Source organism: Nitrosospira sp. Nl5 (assembly GCF_900102495.1).
Lineage (GTDB): Bacteria > Pseudomonadota > Gammaproteobacteria > Burkholderiales > Nitrosomonadaceae > Nitrosospira.
In genome coordinates this window covers 297,262-319,245 of the sequence record NZ_FMVQ01000002.1, presented here as the reverse complement: position 1 = coordinate 319,245, position 21,984 = coordinate 297,262, and the positions used below count along the sequence as shown (strand labels likewise).

Sequence of the window (21,984 nt, the reverse complement as noted above, 5' to 3'; positions counted from 1 at the left end):
CATGAGTAACCCCACCGTCACCCAGGCCTCAAGCATCGCCGACAGTACGCAGAGCCGTTCTTCCAGCTTTGTGCCGACAAACCTCAGGGTAACGTCAGGCAACATACCGCTTTCAGTTCAAACCGATGTGCCGATCTTCCCCGGCAGCCCGCCGGTATTCACCGTGACAGGCACTTGGATGATGGCGGGCACAAGGGTCACCGCGAATTCAATAGGCGTAATCAACAGCAGTTCGATCGGTGTTGGATACATCGCTGCTGGCTCTCCATCCGGTCCGCTGCAAATCAATCCGGGAAACCAAAATGTACTTATCAAGTTCTGATCATTTCGATGCGCTTGCCTACCCGCTCCGGTTTGACGGAGAACGGGGACGGTATGCAAAATCGGAAACCTATGAAGACTATGTCAAAGGGCTTGTCTTGCAGACTCTCCTCACCGCGCAGGGCCAGAGGCTCAACCGGCCTGATTTCGGTACAGCGATCTCCCAGCTCCTGTTCGCCCCGATCAGCGACGAACTGACTTCGCTTGTCGAGGCGCAGGTATCGCGCGCACTCAGGAAGTGGCTCGCCAGAGTCATTACGGTCGAGACCATCGAAACACGGCAAATCGAGCTGACGCGCCTTGAAATTCATGTGAGCTACGTCATCCGTGCAACCGGCGCAAGAGTGAAAACCATGGCGGAGGTCACATCATGACGGTTCCGGGCCGCAGGATTCTTCTCGCCGAGCAGAACCCGATCGAGCAGACCGGAATCGACTTTGTCGCTGTGAACAAGACAAATCACGCTGAGGTCTTTGTCTATTTCGTAATCGACCCTACCGAAGTCCCGGTTCCACTCATGGCGACGGATTTCGGGATCGAATGCCAGGGAGTCGAGACACTTGATGAACGCTTTGTCGAGACGCAGGGCTTTCAGGTCCACACTGATGCCCAGGGCCGCAACCGCACCGTCCTGGCGATCACCTTCGACAGCGGTGCGAGTTTTGAAGAGCAAGAGCTTACCGTGAGCGACCTCGCCGGTCAGCGGCTCGACCCGTTTAGCCGGCGCACACGCTTCTCCTTCAAACAGGCCTGCCCGACCGTGTTCGACTGCGCATGCTATGGCGCCCCGGAGCCGCGCGACCTGATCGACTTTCCGGTCGATTATCTGGCCCGTGATTTCAACACCTTCAACCAGGCTTTCAGTGCATTCTCGGCGCTGCGCTACCCCGACTGGCAGATGGACATCATGCCCGATCAAGCCCTGATGCTGAAGGAAGTTACATCCGGCCTGGGCGATGAGTTTGCCCTGATTCAGGATACCTACTCCCTTGAAACGCAGTTTGAGTACCTCAAGGAGCGGCGTTCGTTCGAGCAGCTCACCCGGATTCTCGGCTACAAACTGCGGCCGGAATTGCCTGCTTCGGGCTATGTGATCATGCGCCACTACGACGATATTGAACAGCCGGGCGGACTGGCGAGCCAGGATGTGGAGGTCACGGCCGGCACGCTCATTTATGGATTTGGCGACGACGATGCGGTGATCCCGTTTGAAATCGGCGGCGGCCTTGAGGCCATCAATAACGGAACCACCTATCTCACAAATTCGTTGTGGACCGACAATCCTGCGCATATCGCAAGCGAGACCTGCACCTATATCAGGAAAGGCACACGTACCCTGTCGGTCATCGGAACTGGGCTTATTCACCCGGGCATTTCAGCCGGCAGCACCTTGTTAGTCGAAACCCGGCCCGAAGCACAAGACGAACCGCTGCGCCGATTTTTCGTCACCCTGGATGAAGACCCGGTGCAGGAAACCGACGAATTGATCGGCATTGAAACCACCCGACTTCACTGGCGCACAGAAGATGCGTTGTTATTCAATCTGAACCTCACTCATTGTTTCGTCAGCGCAAATCTGGTGCCGGTTGTGTCAGGCCAGACCTGGTGCACGCGATTTTCGATCGGTGAGGTTTCACCAGACTACGAGCCTGCGATTGAACGCGAGGGACCGAAACCCCTCGACAGCAACGACCGTCCGACGCTTTACCGCCAGCCACTGGGTAAAACCGTAGCCGATGGCTTGAGTTGGACACTTTCTGAACAGTCCACGCCGTGGGACCTGGCTTACAGCGCGCAGGTGTCGCTTGCTGAGATCGACGAAGATGGGACAGTGCTCGAAAACTGGCGCGTGGTCAGCGACATGCTCACGCAAACTGCAACCGACGAAGCGGCAACGATAGAAGCCGGGCATTGGGGGCCGATCTTTTCCTACGTTGAAAACGGCCAACGCAAGGTGCACCGTGATTACATCGGTGATCCGGGCTTTTGCTTGCGTTTCGGCGATGGTGAATTCGGCCTGTTGCCGGCACGCGGCAGCCTGTTCGAGGTCAGATACCGCACCGCCTGGGCTCGAGTCGCCAACCTGCCCGCTAACCGGCTGTTCCTCACCGCGAATGTCACGCCCGACGCGGAAGAGGCACGCGCCAATTGTTTCAACGCACCAGACATGCCGGAAGGGATTCTGACTTGCTGGAACCCGTTCGCGTTCGACAATGCGTTGCTGCCTGAAAATATCGAGCTCGCCAAGCTGACGGTTCCCCATTTCCACAAGGCAAAGAAATTGCGCGCCGTGCGCAATGCCGATTTCCAGGACCTTATAACGGCACGGGACGACATCGACGCAACGCTGGCAACGGAACGCTGGACCGGATGCTGGGTCAGCAATTTTGTTGCCACTGACCCCCACAACCATATCGCGCTCTCCGATGAACTTCGCGCGGAATTGCAGACCTTCATTGAAGAGATCCGTCTCGTGGGACGTCCCGCCTACCTGACCGATACCGCACTGCGTCCGCTCGACCTGCGCATCGCCATTTGCCGCGACACGCGCGTGCCCTTCGGGCATATCGTCGAAGATATTCTGGCAAACTTGGTCAGCGATCAGGACAACGCGCTGTTCCACCCCAACAACCTGAGCTTTGGCAGCAAGATCTATCTTGCGGACCTCGAAACAAGGATAGCGGCGCAACCGGGTGTGACCGAAATCAAAGCCATCCAGTACCGATGGCGCGGCGAGCAGGGCTTCAGCGACTTTGCCCAGTCATTCCTGGAAAGCGCACCGGATCAGATCCCGGTGCTCAAACACGACCCGGTACGCCCAAATCTCGGGAGCGTCGAGATCTTTGAACGGGAGATCCCGGATGGAGAAGCCGCATGAGTGATTTCTACAGCGAATTTGATTGTCTCTGCCCACCGAAGGTCTCGGGCGAGCTCGACGCATTCGGACGCCCGCTTCCAAAGATCTTTTCGGAACTTCGGGTCGACGTGTTCGAGACCTTTGCCAACTACCGTCCCTTCGCTCACTGGCAAACCGGCCAGGGTGATGACATAGGCATGATGCTGCTCGATTGGATCGCCTACCTGTGGGATAACCTTTCTTTCTACAACAATGAATGGATGCGCGAGCAACACCTTCTGACTGCAAGCCGGGAAAGCTCATTGCGCCAACTCGCGTTCCTCACAGGCTACACACCCCGCCCAAACCTTGCCGCGACCGCTCGTCTGGTGGCGATCACCGATGCAAAGACACCCTTCATCGTCGGCGCGTCGCTTGGAATAACGTCTGAAGGTGGTGACACGCACGGTGCGTTGCCGTTCGAAACCATTGGCGACGCGTATATGGATCCGGCACTCAGTTCCATGACTGCGATAATGCCGCGCGAAACCAGTTTTGACCCTGACTTCGTCGCCATCGGCAGTACGCTGCGGAATCTGCGCACCGACGAACCGGTGATGTTCACAAACGGTACGATTTTCGGGGCGGCGATGCTGCAGGAGATCAAGAACGAGAAATTCCCTTCAGGCGAAAGCTATGCAGAACTCGTGCTCGACCGTCCGCTCAATGAGTTCGACGGTAACGCGCTCGACACCATCTCGGTTTTCAGTTTTTCCAACGACCTGACAGCGACATCAAATGGAACGGAAACATGGCAAGACATATTAGGCAAGATATGGACTGTCACCAAGCTGGAAATTCCCGGCATGCAGCCGGGCTACCACAAAGGCCAAACGCTTGTCGTTATTAATGAGGCCACGGGGACACTTTCGCTCACAAACATCGTGGATTCAGTCAAATATATCAATGAAGAGATCGTCTCCGGAGATGCCCCTGTTTTCATGCCGAAAACGGTAATCAGTATCCTAGCCACCCTGAATGCCGCCGATCAGGTCAGAATTTTCTCACGACCGCTACGCGGTGCGCGGCTCATCGGTGCACCGAAAACCTACGCCACGCTAGCCGAGTTCAACGGCAAGATTTCGGTTGTCGAGAAATTTCTGGGCGAAAACACAAGCTATTCGGGTAAGTTCGTCGTTACCGATGCGCAGGAACAGGCGGTGCTAATCAAGGCGAGCCTCGACGTGCATCCGCACAATCAACGGGCCTCACTGAACCTGACCGAAATCGAGGATGATGCGCTTATGCTTAAAGCGCCTCTCACCCTTCACGGTAATTTTCTTGATGTCGATCAGGGCAAAATGGTGGTGGAAACGCTCGGCAACGCAACAGGGCGACGCTATCAGCAATTCCGGCTTGGTCAGAAACCGCTGACCTATCTCCGACAAAATGAGACTGATCCTGCGCCGGCCATCGAGCTCTTCGTCAACAACGTCCCGTGGACCTATGCCCCACATCTTCTGGGAGTGGCAGAAGAGGATAATGTATACACACTGAAACTCACGGAAGACGGCCAGGCAACACTGATCCTGGGCGGTGCGCCCAAGGCGGGACAGAGAAATGTCGTTGTGCGTTACCGCCACAACACGACTGGCGAAAACCCAGGCCCACGGACGATCAAAAAACCTGCCGGCAAGATCAGCGGAGTTTCCAAGGTTTTCAACCCGTTCGCAGCCCTTGGGGGCCTACAGGGTGACACCGTCGAGGACCTGCGTTTTGTTCTTCCTGCACGGATTTCGGCCAATGACCGCTGTGTTTCGGCCGACGATTACAGCTTATACGCCCTGAACTTCGGCGCGCTTTCGGCAAACACCCGTGGCTACTGGAATGCATACCGCAAGCAATGGGCCATCGAGACCATGGTGATTTTCGACGGAGGGCTCGACGCGCAACTGGCTGAACAGCTCAGGGCCTACCTTCTCGCACACGCACCAGAGGCAAGCCTTGTTGGCGTGGTCGAGGCGCTACCCATCAATGGCACGATCGACCTTACAGTACGCGTTGAATACGATGCCGTCGAAGCCGATGTAGAGCGCGCGATCGAGTCGCATTATTTCGACACCTACAAGGGGCAGCTTTCGCTTCGCCAGATCACAATCGGACATGCCTATAACCGCGCCGAACTCCTCGGTCCACTCGATGCGATCCCGGGGCTTTTCCGGGTGGAACGAATGGCGCTGGATGGCAGCGAGTTCACCGATGCCTTCCCGATCACGGCCGGTACATACCTGCGCGCAAGCCTCAATCTGGAGGTTCTCAGATGAACGGACATCTCCCTCAGGATGGGTTTGAAGACTACTTCTTCCACAAGCTCAAATCATGGGTCCCCGAGAACTACTGGACTCAGGATTTCGAAAATGGCAGTCTTGAAAGCCTGATCCGGGGCTTCGCCGACAGTGCGGCCAGGATGCGCCGCGAGATCGATCGTGTTTGGACCGCCTCTTCGATCGAATTGGCGGATGACTGGGCAGTTGATTACCTCGGCGATCTCGTCGGTGCCGAAAAACTCAGTGCTCAGAACCGTCGTGCCAACCGCACAACGGTCGCCAATATGATGAGCTACAATCAGCGCAAAACCACGCGCTATCTGCTCGATCAGTTCATCGGCGACATCTTCTCGACGGAAGGCTATGTACGCGAGATCGAGCGCTGGTTGCTGCGCCCGCCGCATTCGCTCGATATGGCCTTTGGCCGCACCGCACCGCTGTCGCGCGGCCCGGTCGCCGGCTTGCCGAACATCACTACTCCGCGCGCAGATGACGCCGCATTGATAGCATTCGACGAATTCGCGCACCTGCCTGAGTTCGGGCCAAGGCGTGGCCGGGCCGCTTCATTCGACTACGCGACCATTCACCTCAATGTTTTTGCGACAGAGAGCTATCGACTTGATATGGCCGCGCCGTTCTGGCTCGATGATACGCACCTCACGCTCGACCCATCCGGTCGTGACGTACCCTTGTTTCACAGCGCAACATTTGACCATCGGCTCGGCGAGTGGCCGGTGGGCCCGGAAGAGTTTCCAACTGAGATGCGTTGCGCACGTTTCAATGCATCGGAGTTCGAGGTCACGGAAGAAGGTCTCGATGCCATCGGCTCACCTCCCCTGACAACCACGATGGCGCCATGGATCGGAATCCGCTTCACAAGCTTGTTTGACTTCCGTCGAGTGGTCGTCGAATTGCTCTCGGCCGTAGACTTCGGCCTGTTCTGGGGCGCGTTGCTGCGCGAAATGATGGTCAAGGATTGCGCCAAGGTTCGCCAGATCACCGATGATCTCCTGCTTGATATTGGTCCGTTCGCCGACACCCGCACACTCGACAACTATCGGATCGTTGCCGCAAACCTTGCCATCTGGATGCCGCTGGGCAATTGGCCGGAGCTGGCAGGCCTGCTGGTCGATGTTGGCTCGGGCCGTGTCCAGTTTGAAACAGCGCCGGACCCAGATGCAGCAGATCCCGAGATTTTCCATCCCCGCTTCCACCATATCGGAATGGTCCATCGCGTTGGTGCCGGGGCTTTCCCACGAAACAGCAGCGTGCCGATCGGGCCTGCCGTCGTCAACGCGAATATCGACGTGCCGTTTACCCCGCCCGCAGCGGGTACCGAGACCTTCGGCGACAACCGTCGCTATGTCTGGCAATGGGACGCGACACGCCGCCACGATGTCGCTGGCGATCTGCGCTTTAAAGCCGCTGACCAGACCAGGCCCTACGTATTGTCGCAGGCCGAAGACGGGTCGCTTGACTTCACTATTGTTGGCTCAGCTGGTCAAGCCAATACAGTAGTGATCGACGGGCTTTGGCTTGGCGTGCTCGCCAACGCGGCAATCGAGACCGGCCTCGTCAATCCCGATGACCCTTTTCCGTTTGCCAGGGCCCGGCTCATTTTCGACGGCCAGTTCGAGAGCGTGACCCTTCGTCATGTCACGATAGATCCGGGTGGCGAACAGGTGCGACTCGACCCGCTCATCGCGCGCGCGATCCCGATTATCACAACCGAAATCGAAGGCTCGATCCGATCACTGCGTATCGAGAATTCAGTGCTGGGCCCCTTGGTCGAGACCCAGAACGTTGAGCCGCTGTTCAACGCCGGCACAATCCGGATTTCAGATTCCATCGTTGTTTCGATAGATCCGAACGATCCCGCAATCTCGTTCCAGATGAGCAGCCTTTACCTCGAAAACACCACGATCCTAGGCGCCGTCCATGCCAACCTGATCTTTGCAACAAACACCATTTTCGATGGCCCGCTCTACGTCACGAATCTCCAGCAATCCTGCCTGCGGTTCTCGGCCGTTGCCGGATACGAGGCCGTTACAGGTATTTTGCCCTCCCGCCTGCCCCGTCGCTTTGAATGCGTGACGTATCCCGAGACACTGCCGCGGACCACATTCCTGTCGCAACGCTTTGGCGACCCCGATTTTGCCGGGCTTTCGCACCTGGCCGAGGCGACATTCCTGACCGGCGGCGAATACCGGACTGAAATGGGCGTCGGCAACTCAAGATTCTGGAACCAGCGGCGCGAAGACCTCGCTCGATTCGTCGCGAAATTTCTGCCCGTTGGGCAACATTTACAGATTTATGAACAAATAGGAGCTTGAAATGAAAGGTAGGATTACCAGAGACCACGATGCGCGCCAGAATTACGATGGTGTCTACTTTGAAGGTGGTAGCGCAGTCACAGATGCCGATCTGAATGCCGGGTTCGATGCCCAGCGCAACCAGACGGAAACACTTCACAAGGCCTGGATCGCACCAGCAGGCAGCCCCGACGATGGATGGAAAGCCACGAACCTCCGCACCGTCAATGATGGCGGGCAGGACTTTGTCGATTTCGACCTCGAAAGCGGTCATTACGGGCTCGATGGCAACATCCTGAAAAATCCTGCCAGCTATTCCTACTTCGATCAACCATACGCCCAGTCAGCATCACTGACAGACCTTGATCGCCTCCCGATGCCAACGCTGGCGGAAGTGACTGCTGCGCCCGGCAAGGAACTGTTCGACGCAGTGATTCTGGATGCAATCAAAGTCCCGGTAAGGGTTAACGAAGACAGTGAACTGGACGAGGTTGCCATACGCAGCGACCCGGCCACGCGCACGAAGTTCTCACCCAAGATCCGGACGATGCGCGATGTGCCGGGAACTTGTGCCGAGGCGCGGAGCCTGGTACTGGATGCGCTCGCGACCCCGAATGGGTCGATCGGCGCACCGTCGCCAAAATTCAACTCTGGCGCCCGGCTCAGAGTGCATCTTGGCGCAGTGCCGAGCCCTGACAATCCTTGTGCACCCGTGCTAGCCACGGGGTATTTCGGCAGGCTCAACCACACGATCAAGGTGATGCTGGCCGACGAAGAGCAATTCGTCTGGAGTTTCCACAACGCCGAAGGGCTCTCACGCGCTACGCTGGTCGACCCGACGACGTTGCGACTGATGACGCCGTTTGACGATAGCTCGCTGTTCCCGGTGGCCGGCCAGATCGTTGAACTGTGCCCCTGGGACATGGAGCTACCTAACGGCGAGATGACGGCCGTGCCGCTAGGACAGTTCCACGCCATCAACAAAGGCTATGATCCGCACAACGAAATGATCGTTCTCGACACGCCCGTCGCTACCGATTTACAGGATTGGTACGATGCACGCTTAGCAGCAGGCGATGCACCCTTCCTGTTCCTGCGTTTCTGGCAACCTGCTTCGGTGCCGATGGCAACGTCTGACGCAATCGGTCTTAACATTCCGCTGGCCCACACGGGCGTTTTCCTGAACTTCCTCACACCCGGAATGCCGAGTGATCAGTGGACGTTCAGCGTGCGCGTTAATGCAAACGATACGGTGTTCCCGAAACGCATGCTTGAGCTGCAGGGCCAGCCTCCAATGGGGCTTGAGCGGTACGCCGATCTGATCGGGCTTATTCACTGGACGATTGACAGCGGTCAGGTGGCCGGGCACTTGCATGATTGCCGCCGCCGCATTCGTCCACTCTGGCAACAGCAGGATTGCTGCACCTTCAAGGTCGGCGATGGCGTAGCGAGTTTTGGCGATTTCAACAGCATTCATGAGGCGATCACTTCACTTCCGCATAAGGGCGGCAAGATCTGTTTGCTACCCGGGCGCCACCAAGGAGGTACTGAGCTCAGGAACAGAGAAAGTGTTGTGATCGAAGGCTGCGGGAGACAATCGGTGATCGTGCAACACCCATCCGAAACCCCGCTGTTCACCATCGAGGACTGCGTCGATGTACGACTCAAGGACATCTATTTCGAAGATGGGCAGGTCCTGGCCATTGCCGGCGCTCGTAACCGGGGACTGGAAATCCTCGGGGTTCGCACACATGGGCGCGGCTCTGCCATCGCATTAGTGCGCAACCAGGGGCTTCGCGTCAATGACTGCCGATTCTTCGCTGAGGCCGAGCCGGCTATCATCCCCGCCGCGGACTTCCCGACGCTGCGTCCGCTCGCCTTTTTCGGCGGCAGCACTCTCGAGATCCGCAACAACGGGTTTATATGCGAGGCATCCGACTTGTCTCTGCAATCTCTGGGAGGTGTGCAGATCGCATCCAACAGCGACCATGTCTGGTTCGAGAACAACGTGATCTCGGGTGGGCTGGGCCACGGATTGACTCTTGGGAACCTGATCCGGGTCGACGTTCAGGGTCTGCGATACGGCGATATCGAAATACTACAATCCTCACTGGGGGAAATGGCAATCGCAGCCGAGAGCAATGCCGTCTGGCAACGGAACGGACGAACATCCGCCTTTACGGCGGACGACATGGCCGGGGCGGCCATAACGCTGGCCGACCGTGACGAAATCCTGAACAATCTGGGCGATGCGGCATTCCAGCTCAACGAAAATCCGTTCGGAATCCTCAACATCGCGATCCAGGGTTGCATCGCGATTGACCCGTCGCCGACCCTGCCCGACCCGGGTGAGGATGACGAGGATTGGGAAGTTTACTTCGTTGCGGGCGAGGTTTCTCATATCCACATCGTCGACAACGAGTTTGCCAATCTTGGCGGGTCAGGGATATCCTCCCTGGTCTGGAACCTGTCAACGCGTGCGCAATTCGGAACCATGGTTGTGCGCGAACTCATCGTAGACAGGAACCACATTCACAATTGCTGCCTGGTAGCCATCGCGACCACGCTCGAAGCAGACGAAATCCAGGAGATCGGATTTGGCGGTATCGCGCTTGAATATGTTGCCGGAGGTAAGGTTTCGAATAACCTGATCGAGAATATCGGGCTGGAAGTGCGCACGCCGAGTTCCGGTATACACTTCCGCGAAATCGTGCACGCTCACATCCATGACAATGTCATTCGCGCGATCGGGCGGGTCGAACGCCGCGAAAACCTCAACATCTCGGGTATTGCCGGCGGCATCATCATTGATCAGTGCTGGCCGGAATACGGCAACCCTACCGTCCTGCCCGGCGCGGGTGTAGGTGTGCCGATCGGCCATACAAAAATGGACGCCGCTCTCACTAGAGGCAGGTTTCTGAGGGCAGCGAAAAGTGAAACCCGCCTGCCGCGCGGCGAATCGCTCCGCATCCAGAACAACTCGGTCATGGTGAATTTCGGCATGTCGCTCGATGTGCGGGGCTCAGGCTCAATGCACATCGCCGACAACCATTTCACCGGCCTCTCGTACCGGTTCAACCCGGCCCGGGCGCGCCTAGCGATAAATGTGAGTGTCGTTAATACCGAGCTGCCTGGCATTGAACTGATAACTGCTTTCATCGCGTTGCTGGATCTATTGGCCGAATTCGGTATCGGAGGTTTTACTTCCAAGAATTTTTCTTATACCGAGTTGCTCCTCCTGTATGCCGCACTCCTGATTTACTACCTGTCGCTGAACAAGTTCTTCGATATCATCCAGTTCCAGAACAATCAGACCTACTACGAGAATTTCGACACTAGCAACGACGTTATTTCGTTGAATGCGGTCATTTCGCCCTACGATGTCCAGATCTCGAACAACGCGATGAAGAGTCTGCACGCCGACTTTGGCGCCTGGTACCATCTCTTGTCGGCAGGGTATTATTCGCACCAGGGTTTTGCCAACCGCTTCGAAACCCGTCCGATCAACGGCGTTTTCCGCGCCGCGCTCACCATCGGGGTTGGGAATTCCACTTATCTCAATCATGCCAGTCAGTCCATCGACACGGTCAAACTCGTTTCCGTGAGTTTCTCCGGTGATGGCAACCTGACACCGTAACACGAGGTCCACTATGGCGAAAAAACCGACAAACTTGATGCCGCAGAATCTGCTACTGGATCGTTTCGCGACCATCGAAACGGCCTTCAACGAAACACGTGCGGCCGAGTTAAGAAAACGTGAAGCCGCGCTGCAGGCCAATCGCGCCGCTGCCGGATGGGCCGGATTCGCGCAATCTGCCGACTACCAAGCCCGGCTTGCGATCCGCGAGACCCACCTGACGAAAGAGCTTGAAACACTCGCCACGCCCGAAGTCGACGAGTCGCTCGCCTCGATGAAGAATGTCACCACGCCCCCCCAAACCGGTGACACCCGGGTCTTTGGCCAGATTTCGGAGGGCGATGCCACCGGCATGAGTGTTGCACTGATCAAGGACGGCGGCAGCGTTTTGGCAAGCGCGAACCCAAACAGGCTCGGCCAATACGTGATCGACACGCCCTGCGTTGAAAAACAGGTCACACTGGAAATCCACGATGCCAATGGTCGGCTTCTGCTGCATGACCGCAAACCAATTGAGTTGCGCGAAGGACAGGCAGTCTTGCGCAACTACTCACTCACCCGCTGCGGAGACCTTGTGCCTGAACCGGGGGATGACGGGCAGCCGACGCTGCGCATGCCCGAGCTGATTGACAAACCCGTTGACATTGCCGCCGCAACAGTAAAGGAACTCGGTAATCTGAAACTGAAAATCACCGAGGTTTTCGACGATACGCCAAAGGGTCTTGTCATCGCGCAATCCCCCGATGCCGGCACGGTACTTTCTCAGGGTGATGCCGTTACATTGAGCGCGTCGCTCGGCCCGGAACCTTCAGATCGCATGCCGGATCTGGTCAGCAAACCCATCAACGCCGCCCGCGGTAAGCTTGCCAATTTCAGCTTCGCCGCCCTGACAATCGACTATGTCGATGCGCCCAATGATGTCGGCAATGTCGTTAAGCAGGAGCCGGCAGCCGACGCGCCTCTTGGCGCAGACACCAGGGTCCTGCTCTGCATCGGCCAAGCACCGAAGACAATGCCGGATCTCATCGGTCTGACTGAACCCGTTGCACGCGTCAGGGTCATACCAGCCCTCGCCGACAAGATCGATATCACTTACATTGATTTGGACGCACAGCCTGGAATCGTGGTCGGGCAATCTCCCGACGCAGGAGCAATCCTTGCGGCCGGCATTGGCATCTCCGTCAAGGTTTCCAGACCAGTGGATGGGCCAGGAAAATTGGTCATGCCGGAGCTGAAAGGTTTGCCCGCCGATACGGCCGACGCGCGCCTGCGGGAGCTTGGTAATTTCACTGTCAGGATAAAAACTGTAGTAGACCTGCAGCAGAAAGGGGTGGTTGTAGCACAAAACCCGAAAGTAGGTGATGAACTGAGGCCGCGCCAGGTCGTGGGTTTGACGGTGTCTGCAGGTCCCGCGCCCGACCTGCTTATGCCTGACCTGATCGGTGTGTCGGAACGTCAGGCGAAAAATGCGTTGGTCCCGAAATACGCCGAAGAAATCTCGATCATATATATCGAGTCCGACAAAAAGGCCGGCACGGTGATCAAACAGCTCCCCAAGGATGGGACGGTGATCAAAGCTGGCCGAAAGATTATACTCGAAATCGCAAAGCCCAAACCAGAAGAGGCACACGTCCGCATGCCGGACCTGAAAGGTCTCACCGCAGCCCAGGCCAAAAAGGTTCTGTCAGATATCGGCATCACCAGGGTCGACTACGACGAGACTGAATCAAGGCTGCGCGGCTACCGTGTGACCCGCCAAAGTCCCGGGGCAGGACGGGTATTGAAAGGTAACGAAACGGTTACGCTTGTATTCGGCGAGACGACCTGACCCCATGGCAGAGCGTGCGGTGAAACAGCAGGAAACGAGGGCCGAGCCTGTTCAGGCGCAGGCCGCTGATCTCTCCGCACGCCAGACCTACCAGCCCGTGTATGTCGAGTCACGGCGCAGCAAATATGAAGGCGAGGCACGCCGGGCGGCAGCCAATTTCGACAGAGCACCGATCGACTTTCAACCTAGCCCACTTGGCGCTGCCGGTCAACGCACCAGACTGGGACCCGATTTGTCTCGCAAACTCACCCGCGAACTCGACAAAGGTGGTGAACCTCTCCCGAGTGGCACGCGTGCCCGGATGGAACGGCATTTTCACCGCAAGCTTGGCGGTGTCCGCGTGGTCAACAATGCGGTCTCCGATGAATTGACCCAGGCAGTTGAAACCCATGCCTTCACGGTGGGCCAAATGGTGTTCTTCGGCTCAGGCGTGTTCTCACCAGGTGACCCGGGCTCCGAACGCATCCTTGCCCACGAAATGACCCACGCGCTGCAGCAAGAAAGCGGTTTCTCCGACGACATCGTCATTCAGCGAGATGATCCGAACCAGGAAAAAAAAGGCGATGTCTGGGAAGGTGAAGGGGCGAATCGTGGATACATTCTGGATTTTGAGCAGAACAAGTACACGATGCCGGAGCTCAAGCTCCCCAAGATCAATAACAAGATCAAGGGCAAATCGCCGCTTGAGGGCATTACCGCCACGCTGATCAGCGGGCCGTTCGAATACCAGACCCGCGATCAGCCTCGCGACACCGCCCAGCGTCAACTATGGATCGATCATATCCAGGCAAACAACACCCAGATCGCCGGGTTTATCGACAATCTCGCGGCCAATCCGGGCTCCGATAATGACACCCATCCGTTCTATTACCTCAAGATTCGCTCAAGCAATCAGATCGTTTCCGGTACCAAGGAACAGTTGCTTGAGAGACAGGAGTTCATGATTCCGAGTTGGAATAAAAGCGGCGCACCCAGCTTCTATGATGTGGACCATTACCGCGAACATCAACTGCGCGGTGAAGATGCCATCGAGAATGTCTGGCTTTTACAGAACTCGGCCAACCGCTCGGCGGGCTCGAAGATCCGCAACACGGTTCTCTCCGAAATCAACGAGCTCTACCGTCGCGCGCGAGCAGACAAGTTCTTTGTCGGGCACAACGCCAACCGCGACACCCTGCGGTTTCCTCGCACGCCGCTGGGGCAAGACCTTAAATTCACCTGCGTTCGTGCCGGCGACAATCTGGGCAACGACGTTGATGTCTGGACGGCCGACGACATCATCGCCGCCAAGCAATTCCGTTTTGGCGACCGGGTGCTGGTCCGTGCGCTGACCATCGACGAACTGCGCGAACTTGGGCTTACCGCCGGCCCGAATGGTCCACCGACGACAGTACTGTGGTTTCTCGGCAAAGACAGCTCCTTTTACCGGCGTGTCGATATCGCCGATCTTGCCAGCCCGAAATATAACGGCAGCCCGATAGGGTCGAGCAACGACGATTTTATCAAGAACTTTAAGGTAGATTCCGTCTCGATCACACCCGGGTTTGATCCCGAAACCGCCACCGAGGATCAGCAGATGGGGTCACTGACCGGGCACGTACGCGGTGGCGTTGGTACCTATTACAGCCGTGACAAGGGGCAAAAAGTCACCGGTGATCGCATCGAGGTGCAGGCCGAGATCACTATGCCCCTTCTTTATGATCCACGCTACGGCTATGGTTCTTACATTGATCGAACCGGCGTTCGCCAAGCGCTGATGGCCGCACGGGCAGCTGAGGCGAAAGGCACCAGCCCGCTTGCGATCACCGAGGCCGGGCTCAGTGATGAATGGGCAATGGAGTTTTCCGCTACGCTCACATCGACCCACCCGCTGTTCGAAGGGTTTGAGGCCACGTTGGGCCTAACCTCCTATGGGATCCAGCTTGATGTGGCCATTCCAACTGAACGGCTGGACTTTGGGTTTTTCCGCGTCACCGAGGCCGATCTTTCGGTCGCTTACGGCGACGAGGGCCTGTTATTTGGTGGCTCCGCCGCATTCGAACTCCGCCAAGTTGGCACAGGCGCGATTGCCGCTATGGGGGAGGTCTTCGAAGGCGAGTTCAATTTTGATTTCGACTTCGTCAACCCGGCCATGATTAGCGTCCGCTATGAGAACGAGTCCTGGGCCTTCGGTGGCGAACTCGGGATCACCGAAGGTGTTATCCCCGGCCTGAATTCCGGCCTGATCACGGTCGGCATCGACGAAGAAGGCGAGTTCACCTTCACCGGCACTGCCGAAGTGCAGCTACCCGGCCAAACCAACCCCGTCGAGATCGAGGTCGGTTACAGCGAGGAAGAAGGCCTTTCAATCGGTGGCACAGTGGATTTTGACACTTCCGCCTGGCCCATGGTCGAGAACGCCACGGTGACCGTGGACCTTGGGTACGACACCGAAACCGGAGTCTGGAGCCTCGGTGGTACGGGTACCGCCAGCTTCGCCTTCCCGGGAGTAACCGGCACCTTGAGCGCGACCTACAACGACGGCGGGATCATTTTCAGTGGCAACGGTGATGTGGCCATCGGTAACGCGACCGGCGAATTCTCATTCGCGATCGGCAACTATCCAGTGAACGACCAAGGCGAATTCGACACCAGTGTCGACCCTCTGGAAGAGTTCGATGCGTGGGGCAGCGGATCGGTCTCGATCGAGTTCGGCTCTTATCTCACGGGAACAGCAGGCATCGCATATACGCCGGAAGACGAGATTGTTATCTCTGGCGGGATCGCGCTGCCACCTTCAATAGAGCTATTCGAAGCGCGGGAATATGAGCGCGAGCTCCTCCCCTTCCCGCGCGTCGAATTCCCGATTTTCGGCGTGACCATTCCGGTTGTTGGCTCGATCGGCGTATTCGGGTTCATCGGCGGCGCGCTCCGAGGCTTTGCCACCATCGGCCCGGCAACGCTCGACGACACGGCCGTAGATGTGACCTACACGCTCGGCGAACCGGAATCGGCCGAGATACACGGCGAAAGCCATCTGAATTTCGGCGTGGAAGCCGGGCTTGAACTGGATGTCTCCGGCGGACTTGGCCTTGGCGTCGCCGTAGCCGACGTGACAGGCGAGGTTGGCATCACCGCTGCGCTTGTCCTGAACGTCGACGCCGGAGCCGATCTTGATGTGGACTGGACGCCCGTTGCCGGGCTTTCCATCGACATGGCATTGCGCGGCTCGGCATCGCCAAGTTTCCGTGTCGGTGTGTTCGGGCAGGTTGCTGCCAGTGTGGCTGTGTACGGTGAAGTGTGGAGCGAACGGTGGGATGAGACTCTCGCGGAATTTGGCTCCGGCCTGGAAATATCCATCGTACAACCCGCGACATGGGACGAGGAAAACGGTCTCGACCTCGACTTCGCGAATGCCGAATTTACCTATCCGGATATCGACCTAGAAGAAATCTCCAGCGAGATCATGGACCGTATGGTCGGCTAGCACGATTGCAACCCGAGTTTGAGGCCGCAGCCAGTTGGCAGTTGTTTCTAGATGCTGCATCTGTTCTGGAGCAATATAATGAATGCTCAAATGCCTTACCGTAAACGTCTAGTGAACCACATATTTTAGTCTGGGTCATGATTAGATAAGGTGAATTCCTTTTTTAACGGAGAAATGTCATGTCCAAACAAATTCATCGCGGTGCGGAGCAATGGTATGGCTTTATAGAGAACCAAAATCAAAGCGAATTGAAAATTGCGGAATTTTGTCGCTAACGTAACTTACAATCTTCAGAGGGAATATTACGACATTTGTTGCAAGTGGAAGTTGAAGACCGGCATATTGCTCCATTCGCTACCAACTTGAGAGGATTCTGTCGCATTAACTACAAAAAAGCATATTTCTGGCAAGCAAGAATGCCAGTCTGAGTCGCCCCGGATTTTCCGGAGACATGTTTTCTTGAGTCAAGCTGCATCAACTGACTCTTCCTGTTGGGGGTTATAAGCCGGAACCGCCGAAATTTCCGTCGGCTGCAAATGGAGGCTTGAGGTGCAATGGAACGGCAAGATAGCTGAGTCATTGTCATGCGCATTGAGGGCGGCAGTTTTCGGTCACTTTGATTTTTCCCCAACGATCTTACGAATGGCATCGAGGCGGCCATTACCACCAATTACGCGCGGCTATCACCCAGGTTGGCGGCAAAAAGGAGCTGACCGGCAGGACCGACATCGAAATCGAGATCAGCAACCAGTGTGCACGACTGATTGCGAATGCAATCATCTATTACAATTCTGCCATCCTGTCGCACCTGCTGACGAAGTACGAGGCGAGCAGCAAGGCTAAGGGAGGTGAAGACACGATTCGCGCTTTAAAGCACGCTAAGAACCACCAGCTCTTCAATTGTGCGCGTTGGCTAGGCTTGAGTCGCTAAAATGTGTGTTGGCGGCGTCGGCTGCTCTCTGCCAGGTCATGGATAGGCGTAAAGATGCCTTCGTAGATGCGTAAGAGCGCTTGGAAACCCGCATCACGCCAAGATCTCAGACACGACTCCATAGTCGTTGACAAGACACGAAAGGAAATTTACGCACCCTAAGCCATTTTGTTGAGGTAGTTACCACATAGCTGCCAAAAGTGCCATCTTCGCCAGATAGAATATATTAGTTAAATGTAATCAATATATTAACTTCTTCTTGCTTTAGCTAATACTCTGTAAACCGTTGCTTCGCCCACGCCAACTTGGCTGGCAATCTCAGCCTTGGTTAGACCCTCAGCATCCAAACGGATTATTGATGCCTGGCGAGTGGTGTCAATCGGTTTTCGACCCGTATATTTTCCTTCAGCCTTTGCCTTGGCAACCCCTCTCGCTGACGCTCAAGCATCATTTCACGTTCGAATTGCGCAATGCCACCCAGAATAGTCAACATTAATTTACCCGTTATAGTTTGGGTATCCATGCCTAAATTCAAAATACGCAAACCGACTTGGCCAACCTGTGGAGCATGAGTTGCGTGAGTTGATCATATCTCGCGGACGTACTGGTTACGTGGCGCTCTATAGCCTGGAGGAAGATCAGGACGCTGTCCTGATTCTAGCGATCTGTCATCAGCGTGAAGCGGGGTATTTGGGGCAGGACGGGGATTGGTTGTTGTGCTCTCTGGTGATTCAGATAGCTGAGAAGCTGTATCGACCTGAGCGTGACAGTGATCGGCTTAAGGAGAGCATGCAAAACCGGGGGAGGCAGTTAGAACCGTTGAAGTAACCGGTAGAGGAGGGACGGAAAACAGGTGTTTTCCGATAGGGCTTGAAACATCAGCCCGATTGAGCTGACCTTCATCGCCCCCTCGGCAGGTTCATCTCCCCGGTTTGCATGCTCTCTATCCAGGACCTGACAGAGAGCAGCCAAAGGCCGCCAGCACCCATTTTCAGCGGACCGCCAAACCGTCCTTGCGAGCCCTAAAGCGTACGGAAAAACCTTATTGTCATGCCCTACCGTGCGGAAACCTGATTTTAATAGTTATCCGTATACCGATTAGCTACATGCGCGTTTCGTCGAACTCCGACCGACAGAGCACAGGCTTGCAGCTCTGTGGTAAGCCAACTTGTGCCTTTACTCAACCGTTTCTATGGCAGCCTCGGGTGCAATGACCATAAAGACCGCGATATGAAAAATAAATCAATAATTGCCTCTCCTTTGCGAAAATTTTATGGTCGCTGCGAGAACTTTCTATCTCATCCTTAGTCGAATCATAGCGGGGGACAAAACCTCGTTTGCAGGTGATACATCTTTGAGATAGTAATAAATGTTTTTTAATATGTTCGGCAGACCGAGAGGTGCGAAAGAGGATATATGGTCATCAAATCGGTCATATTCTTGAAAATCAGCCCTTAATAGGAGCCAATCATGGAACTGACAATTCTCATCGTGGGTGTAGCCGCTGTCGGTCTTTGGTATTTTTTATCAAAGGACGGACGGCAACAATAAAGTAAAACCCTGAATTGGGCGACAGCGAGTCTGAGTATCTGCGTTGCCTGTCGTTCATTCATTCAGTTCAAGGCTGCTATCGGGAACCGTTGCATTTTCCGATAGCAGCCATTGATTGTTAGTGTAGTGAATCAGGGATATCGTTACATAACCGATTCAATGGATAAACTGCAAGGAATGTTAAAAATGACTAGATTGTTGTCAGACAAGGCGCGAGGAGGCGCATAGTTATTCATATGCAACGACGAACAACGCAGTATGGCGACAATCCAGTCATTTTTAAGTAACGATATCCTTGACTCACTACACTCCAGCGGTCGCATCGCTTCTCGCAAAAAATTCTTCCACTTCTGTTAGATTCCGCGTGCGCTTCATCGGTGGCAGGCTTCGCCAGATTTTTTTGCCGTAGGATTTGGTAATCAGCCGGGGGTCGCAGATCATCAGTACGCCACGGTCGGTCTCGTCGCGGATCAACCTTCCCGCTCCCTGCTTGAGATTAATGACGGCACGCGGCAATTGATATTCCATGAAGGCATTGCGTCCTTCCTTGTTGATTTTTTCGATCCGCGCCGAGAGCACCGGGTCATCGGGTGGCGCAAACGGCAGCTTGTCGATCACTACCAGAGACAATGCCTCGCCGCGCACATCCACGCCTTCCCAGAAGGATTGGCTGCCGATCAGCACGGCATTGCCCATTTTACGAAAACGCTCCAGCATATGGGAGCGCGAACCCTGGCCTTGCAGCAGGATGGGAAATTCCAGTTCTTCCCGTGCAAATGCGATCAGCAGCAATTCATGCACCCGCTGCATCGCGCGCAGGCTGGTGCATAGGAAAAATGCACGGCCGCCGCTGGCTTTCAATACCGGCAGGGCGGCCTTCACCACTTCTTCCGTGTATTCGCGGCTACTCGGTTCGGACATGCCCGTCGGCACATAGAGCAGGGCCTGGTTGGCGAAATCGAACGGACTGTCCCAGCAGGCCGACCGGGATGCATTCGGTCCGGCATTCAATCCCATCTCGCTGTTGTAATGCGAGAAATCTCCTTTCACGGACAACGTGGCGGATGTGAATACCCATGCGCGTGGAGAGCCGCTCAACTGCTTGTTGAATATTTCCGCGATGGACAACGGCGTGGCATTGAGTTGCAGCGCGTGGCTGAACACTTCCACCCAGCGCACGAATCCTTCGGCCTCCGCCTCGTCGCGCCAGCGTTTTATGCCACCGGTCATTTCACGCGTGCGTTGCCAGCAGTTTTCCAGGCCCTCGGAGCGCTCGGCCTGGCTTTCCAGCATCGCCGCCAGCGCGTCGAGCCGAGCCAGCAATTCATCCAGGGCGCTGCCGAATCCCGCATTTTTCATCACGGCAGCCAGCGGCATGCGCATATTCTCGCCTTCGATCGTCAGGCGCAAATCCCGCGCCGCTTTTTCCATTGCGGCAATAGCGAGGGGGAGGGCGGCGAAATCCTTAGCGCCCAGCAACGCTTCGGCCTGGATGTCGCGAGCAAGGTCCAGCAATTGGCTGGTGCTTACCGACTCGCCGAAAAACAGGCTCGCGGTTTCCGGCAACTGGTGGGCTTCGTCGAATATCACTGTGTTGCAGGCGGGAAGGAGTTCGGACAAACCTTCATCGCGCAGCATCACATCCGCGAAAAATAAATGGTGGTTGACGACCACGATATCCGCCGCGAGGGCCTGTTTTCGCGCTTCCATGACAAAGCAGCTCTTGTGGTGGGGGCAATCGGAGCCGAGGCAATTTTCGCGGGTGGAAGTCACCTGTTGCCAGAGCGCCGCGTTTTCCGGCACTTCGCTCAAGCCGCTCTTATCGCCGCTTTTGCTCACACCCGCATAGCGCTCGATCATTTTCAGATACTTCACCTCCTCACGGCTGGCAAAGCTGGCGCGTCCGTCCTGCACTGTGCGTTCCAGATGATAATGGCAAACATAATTGGCGCGACCCTTCAACAGCGCCACGGTAACCGGTGCCTTGAGCGCAGCCCGCACGGTCGGAATATCGCGATTGAAAAGCTGGTCTTGCAGCGTTTTGGTGCCGGTGGAAATAATCACCTTCCCGCCGGCCAGCAATGCCGGAACCAGATAGGCAAATGTCTTGCCTGTGCCGGTTCCCGCCTCGGCTACTAACACGGCATTTGAGGCAATAGTGCCTGCGATGGCCTGCGCCATTTCCAGCTGTTGCGCACGTGCGGTATAACCAGGCACAGCTCGTGCAAGAGGGCCGTCGGAAGAAAAGAAAGAATCGATGTCAGGCATGCAGGAGGTTGGTGGAATGCACCATGATAACGCAGCGCTTCAGATAAATCGATTCGCTTTATCGTTTATAAACCGCTTGCCCCGCTAAGGAAAAGTCACTTATACTGAAATCAATCATGCAGACTGGACGAAAGTTTATCCTGGTTTTAATCATGTTGTGGCTCCCGCTGCAAGGCGCGATTGCCGCAATCATGCCGCTATGCGTGCAAGCCAAGGAAATGGGCGCCAGCCTTGATATTCCGGCCGTCACTGTTGCCTGCGACCTTCATCACGACGACGATATCGACAAAACGGCGACCAGCAATGCGACCGATGACGCGGCATTCAGCCTCCCGTGCGAGAGTGTCCATTGCTTTACGAGTTTCAGCACCTTGCTTCCTTCAGCGTACGCCGCACCGATTCTTGCCAGCAATTCTTCTTACGCCCTCTCTTTCAACCCCCGCTTTACTTCGCCCGTTCTGCAGCAACCGCAACGCCCCCCTCTCGCTTAATCCCTCGACACCGAAA

Annotated in this window: 13 protein-coding genes and 1 pseudogene; 11 read left to right on the top strand and 3 right to left on the bottom strand. The window is 56.1% G+C overall.

Translation table 11 applies throughout. The features are described from left to right. The first annotated feature begins 1 nt into the window (after position 1). The 9 genes and pseudogenes from BLP45_RS14310 to BLP45_RS15070 all read left to right on the top strand — a co-directional run. Complete coding sequence (locus BLP45_RS14310; protein ID WP_143002387.1) at positions 2-322, top strand: hypothetical protein; 321 nt, start codon at positions 2-4, stop codon at positions 320-322. Beyond that, complete coding sequence (locus BLP45_RS03855) at positions 303-695, top strand: GPW/gp25 family protein (RefSeq protein ID WP_090369917.1); 393 nt, start codon at positions 303-305, stop codon at positions 693-695. The genes BLP45_RS14310 and BLP45_RS03855 overlap by 20 nt, the downstream gene beginning before the upstream one ends. Continuing rightward, positions 692-3,199 carry a baseplate J/gp47 family protein gene (locus BLP45_RS03850; RefSeq protein WP_090369915.1) on the top strand — a complete coding sequence of 836 codons (2,508 nt, stop codon included), beginning with the start codon at positions 692-694 and terminating at the stop codon, positions 3,197-3,199. Before BLP45_RS03855 ends, BLP45_RS03850 begins: the two co-directional genes overlap by 4 nt. Continuing rightward, positions 3,196-5,481, top strand: a complete 2,286-nt coding sequence (locus tag BLP45_RS03845; RefSeq protein WP_090369913.1) for a baseplate J/gp47 family protein — start codon at positions 3,196-3,198, stop codon at positions 5,479-5,481. Before BLP45_RS03850 ends, BLP45_RS03845 begins: the two co-directional genes overlap by 4 nt. Further along, on the top strand, positions 5,478-7,817 hold the full coding sequence (locus tag BLP45_RS03840) for a hypothetical protein (RefSeq protein ID WP_090369911.1): 2,340 nt from the start codon (positions 5,478-5,480) through the stop codon (positions 7,815-7,817). Before BLP45_RS03845 ends, BLP45_RS03840 begins: the two co-directional genes overlap by 4 nt. Position 7,818: 1 nt before the next feature. After that, a complete protein-coding gene (locus BLP45_RS03835) occupies positions 7,819-11,433 on the top strand; it encodes a right-handed parallel beta-helix repeat-containing protein (RefSeq protein ID WP_090369909.1) in 3,615 nt (1,204 codons plus the stop codon). 13 nt (positions 11,434-11,446) lie between these two features. After that, complete coding sequence (locus tag BLP45_RS03830; protein ID WP_090369907.1) at positions 11,447-13,261, top strand: PASTA domain-containing protein; 1,815 nt, start codon at positions 11,447-11,449, stop codon at positions 13,259-13,261. A gap of 4 nt (positions 13,262-13,265) precedes the next feature. Next, complete coding sequence (locus tag BLP45_RS03825; RefSeq protein ID WP_090369906.1) at positions 13,266-16,727, top strand: eCIS core domain-containing protein; 3,462 nt, start codon at positions 13,266-13,268, stop codon at positions 16,725-16,727. A gap of 625 nt (positions 16,728-17,352) precedes the next feature. Continuing rightward, a pseudogene (locus BLP45_RS15070) lies at positions 17,353-17,628 on the top strand (Tn3 family transposase); the annotation flags it as partial. A 278-nt stretch (positions 17,629-17,906) separates the two neighbouring features. Here the strand turns inward: BLP45_RS15070 and BLP45_RS15065 are convergent. Together BLP45_RS15065 and BLP45_RS14755 are read right to left on the bottom strand one after the other, a co-directional pair. Further along, the gene (locus BLP45_RS15065; protein ID WP_371128728.1) at positions 17,907-18,005 is read right to left on the bottom strand and encodes a helix-turn-helix domain-containing protein; all 99 of its coding nucleotides are present in this window, start codon (positions 18,003-18,005) and stop codon (positions 17,907-17,909) included. Positions 18,006-18,010: 5 nt separating this feature from the next. Further along, positions 18,011-18,181 carry a recombinase family protein gene (locus tag BLP45_RS14755; RefSeq protein WP_218117942.1) on the bottom strand — a complete coding sequence of 57 codons (171 nt, stop codon included), beginning with the start codon at positions 18,179-18,181 and terminating at the stop codon, positions 18,011-18,013. Between the two features lie 50 nt (positions 18,182-18,231). On the opposite strand from BLP45_RS14755, the gene BLP45_RS03810 reads away from it, so the two are divergent. Continuing rightward, on the top strand, positions 18,232-18,486 hold the full coding sequence (locus BLP45_RS03810) for a hypothetical protein (RefSeq protein WP_090369904.1): 255 nt from the start codon (positions 18,232-18,234) through the stop codon (positions 18,484-18,486). A gap of 1,026 nt (positions 18,487-19,512) precedes the next feature. Here the strand turns inward: BLP45_RS03810 and BLP45_RS03805 are convergent. Continuing rightward, the gene (locus tag BLP45_RS03805) at positions 19,513-21,477 is read right to left on the bottom strand and encodes a DNA repair helicase YoaA (protein WP_090369902.1); all 1,965 of its coding nucleotides are present in this window, start codon (positions 21,475-21,477) and stop codon (positions 19,513-19,515) included. Positions 21,478-21,629: 152 nt separating this feature from the next. Here BLP45_RS03805 and BLP45_RS03800 point away from each other — a divergent pair, with 152 nt between their 5' ends. Then, entirely contained in the window at positions 21,630-21,968 is a 339-nt protein-coding gene (locus tag BLP45_RS03800) for a hypothetical protein (protein ID WP_143002386.1), read from the top strand. The last annotated feature ends 16 nt before the right edge of the window (positions 21,969-21,984 follow it).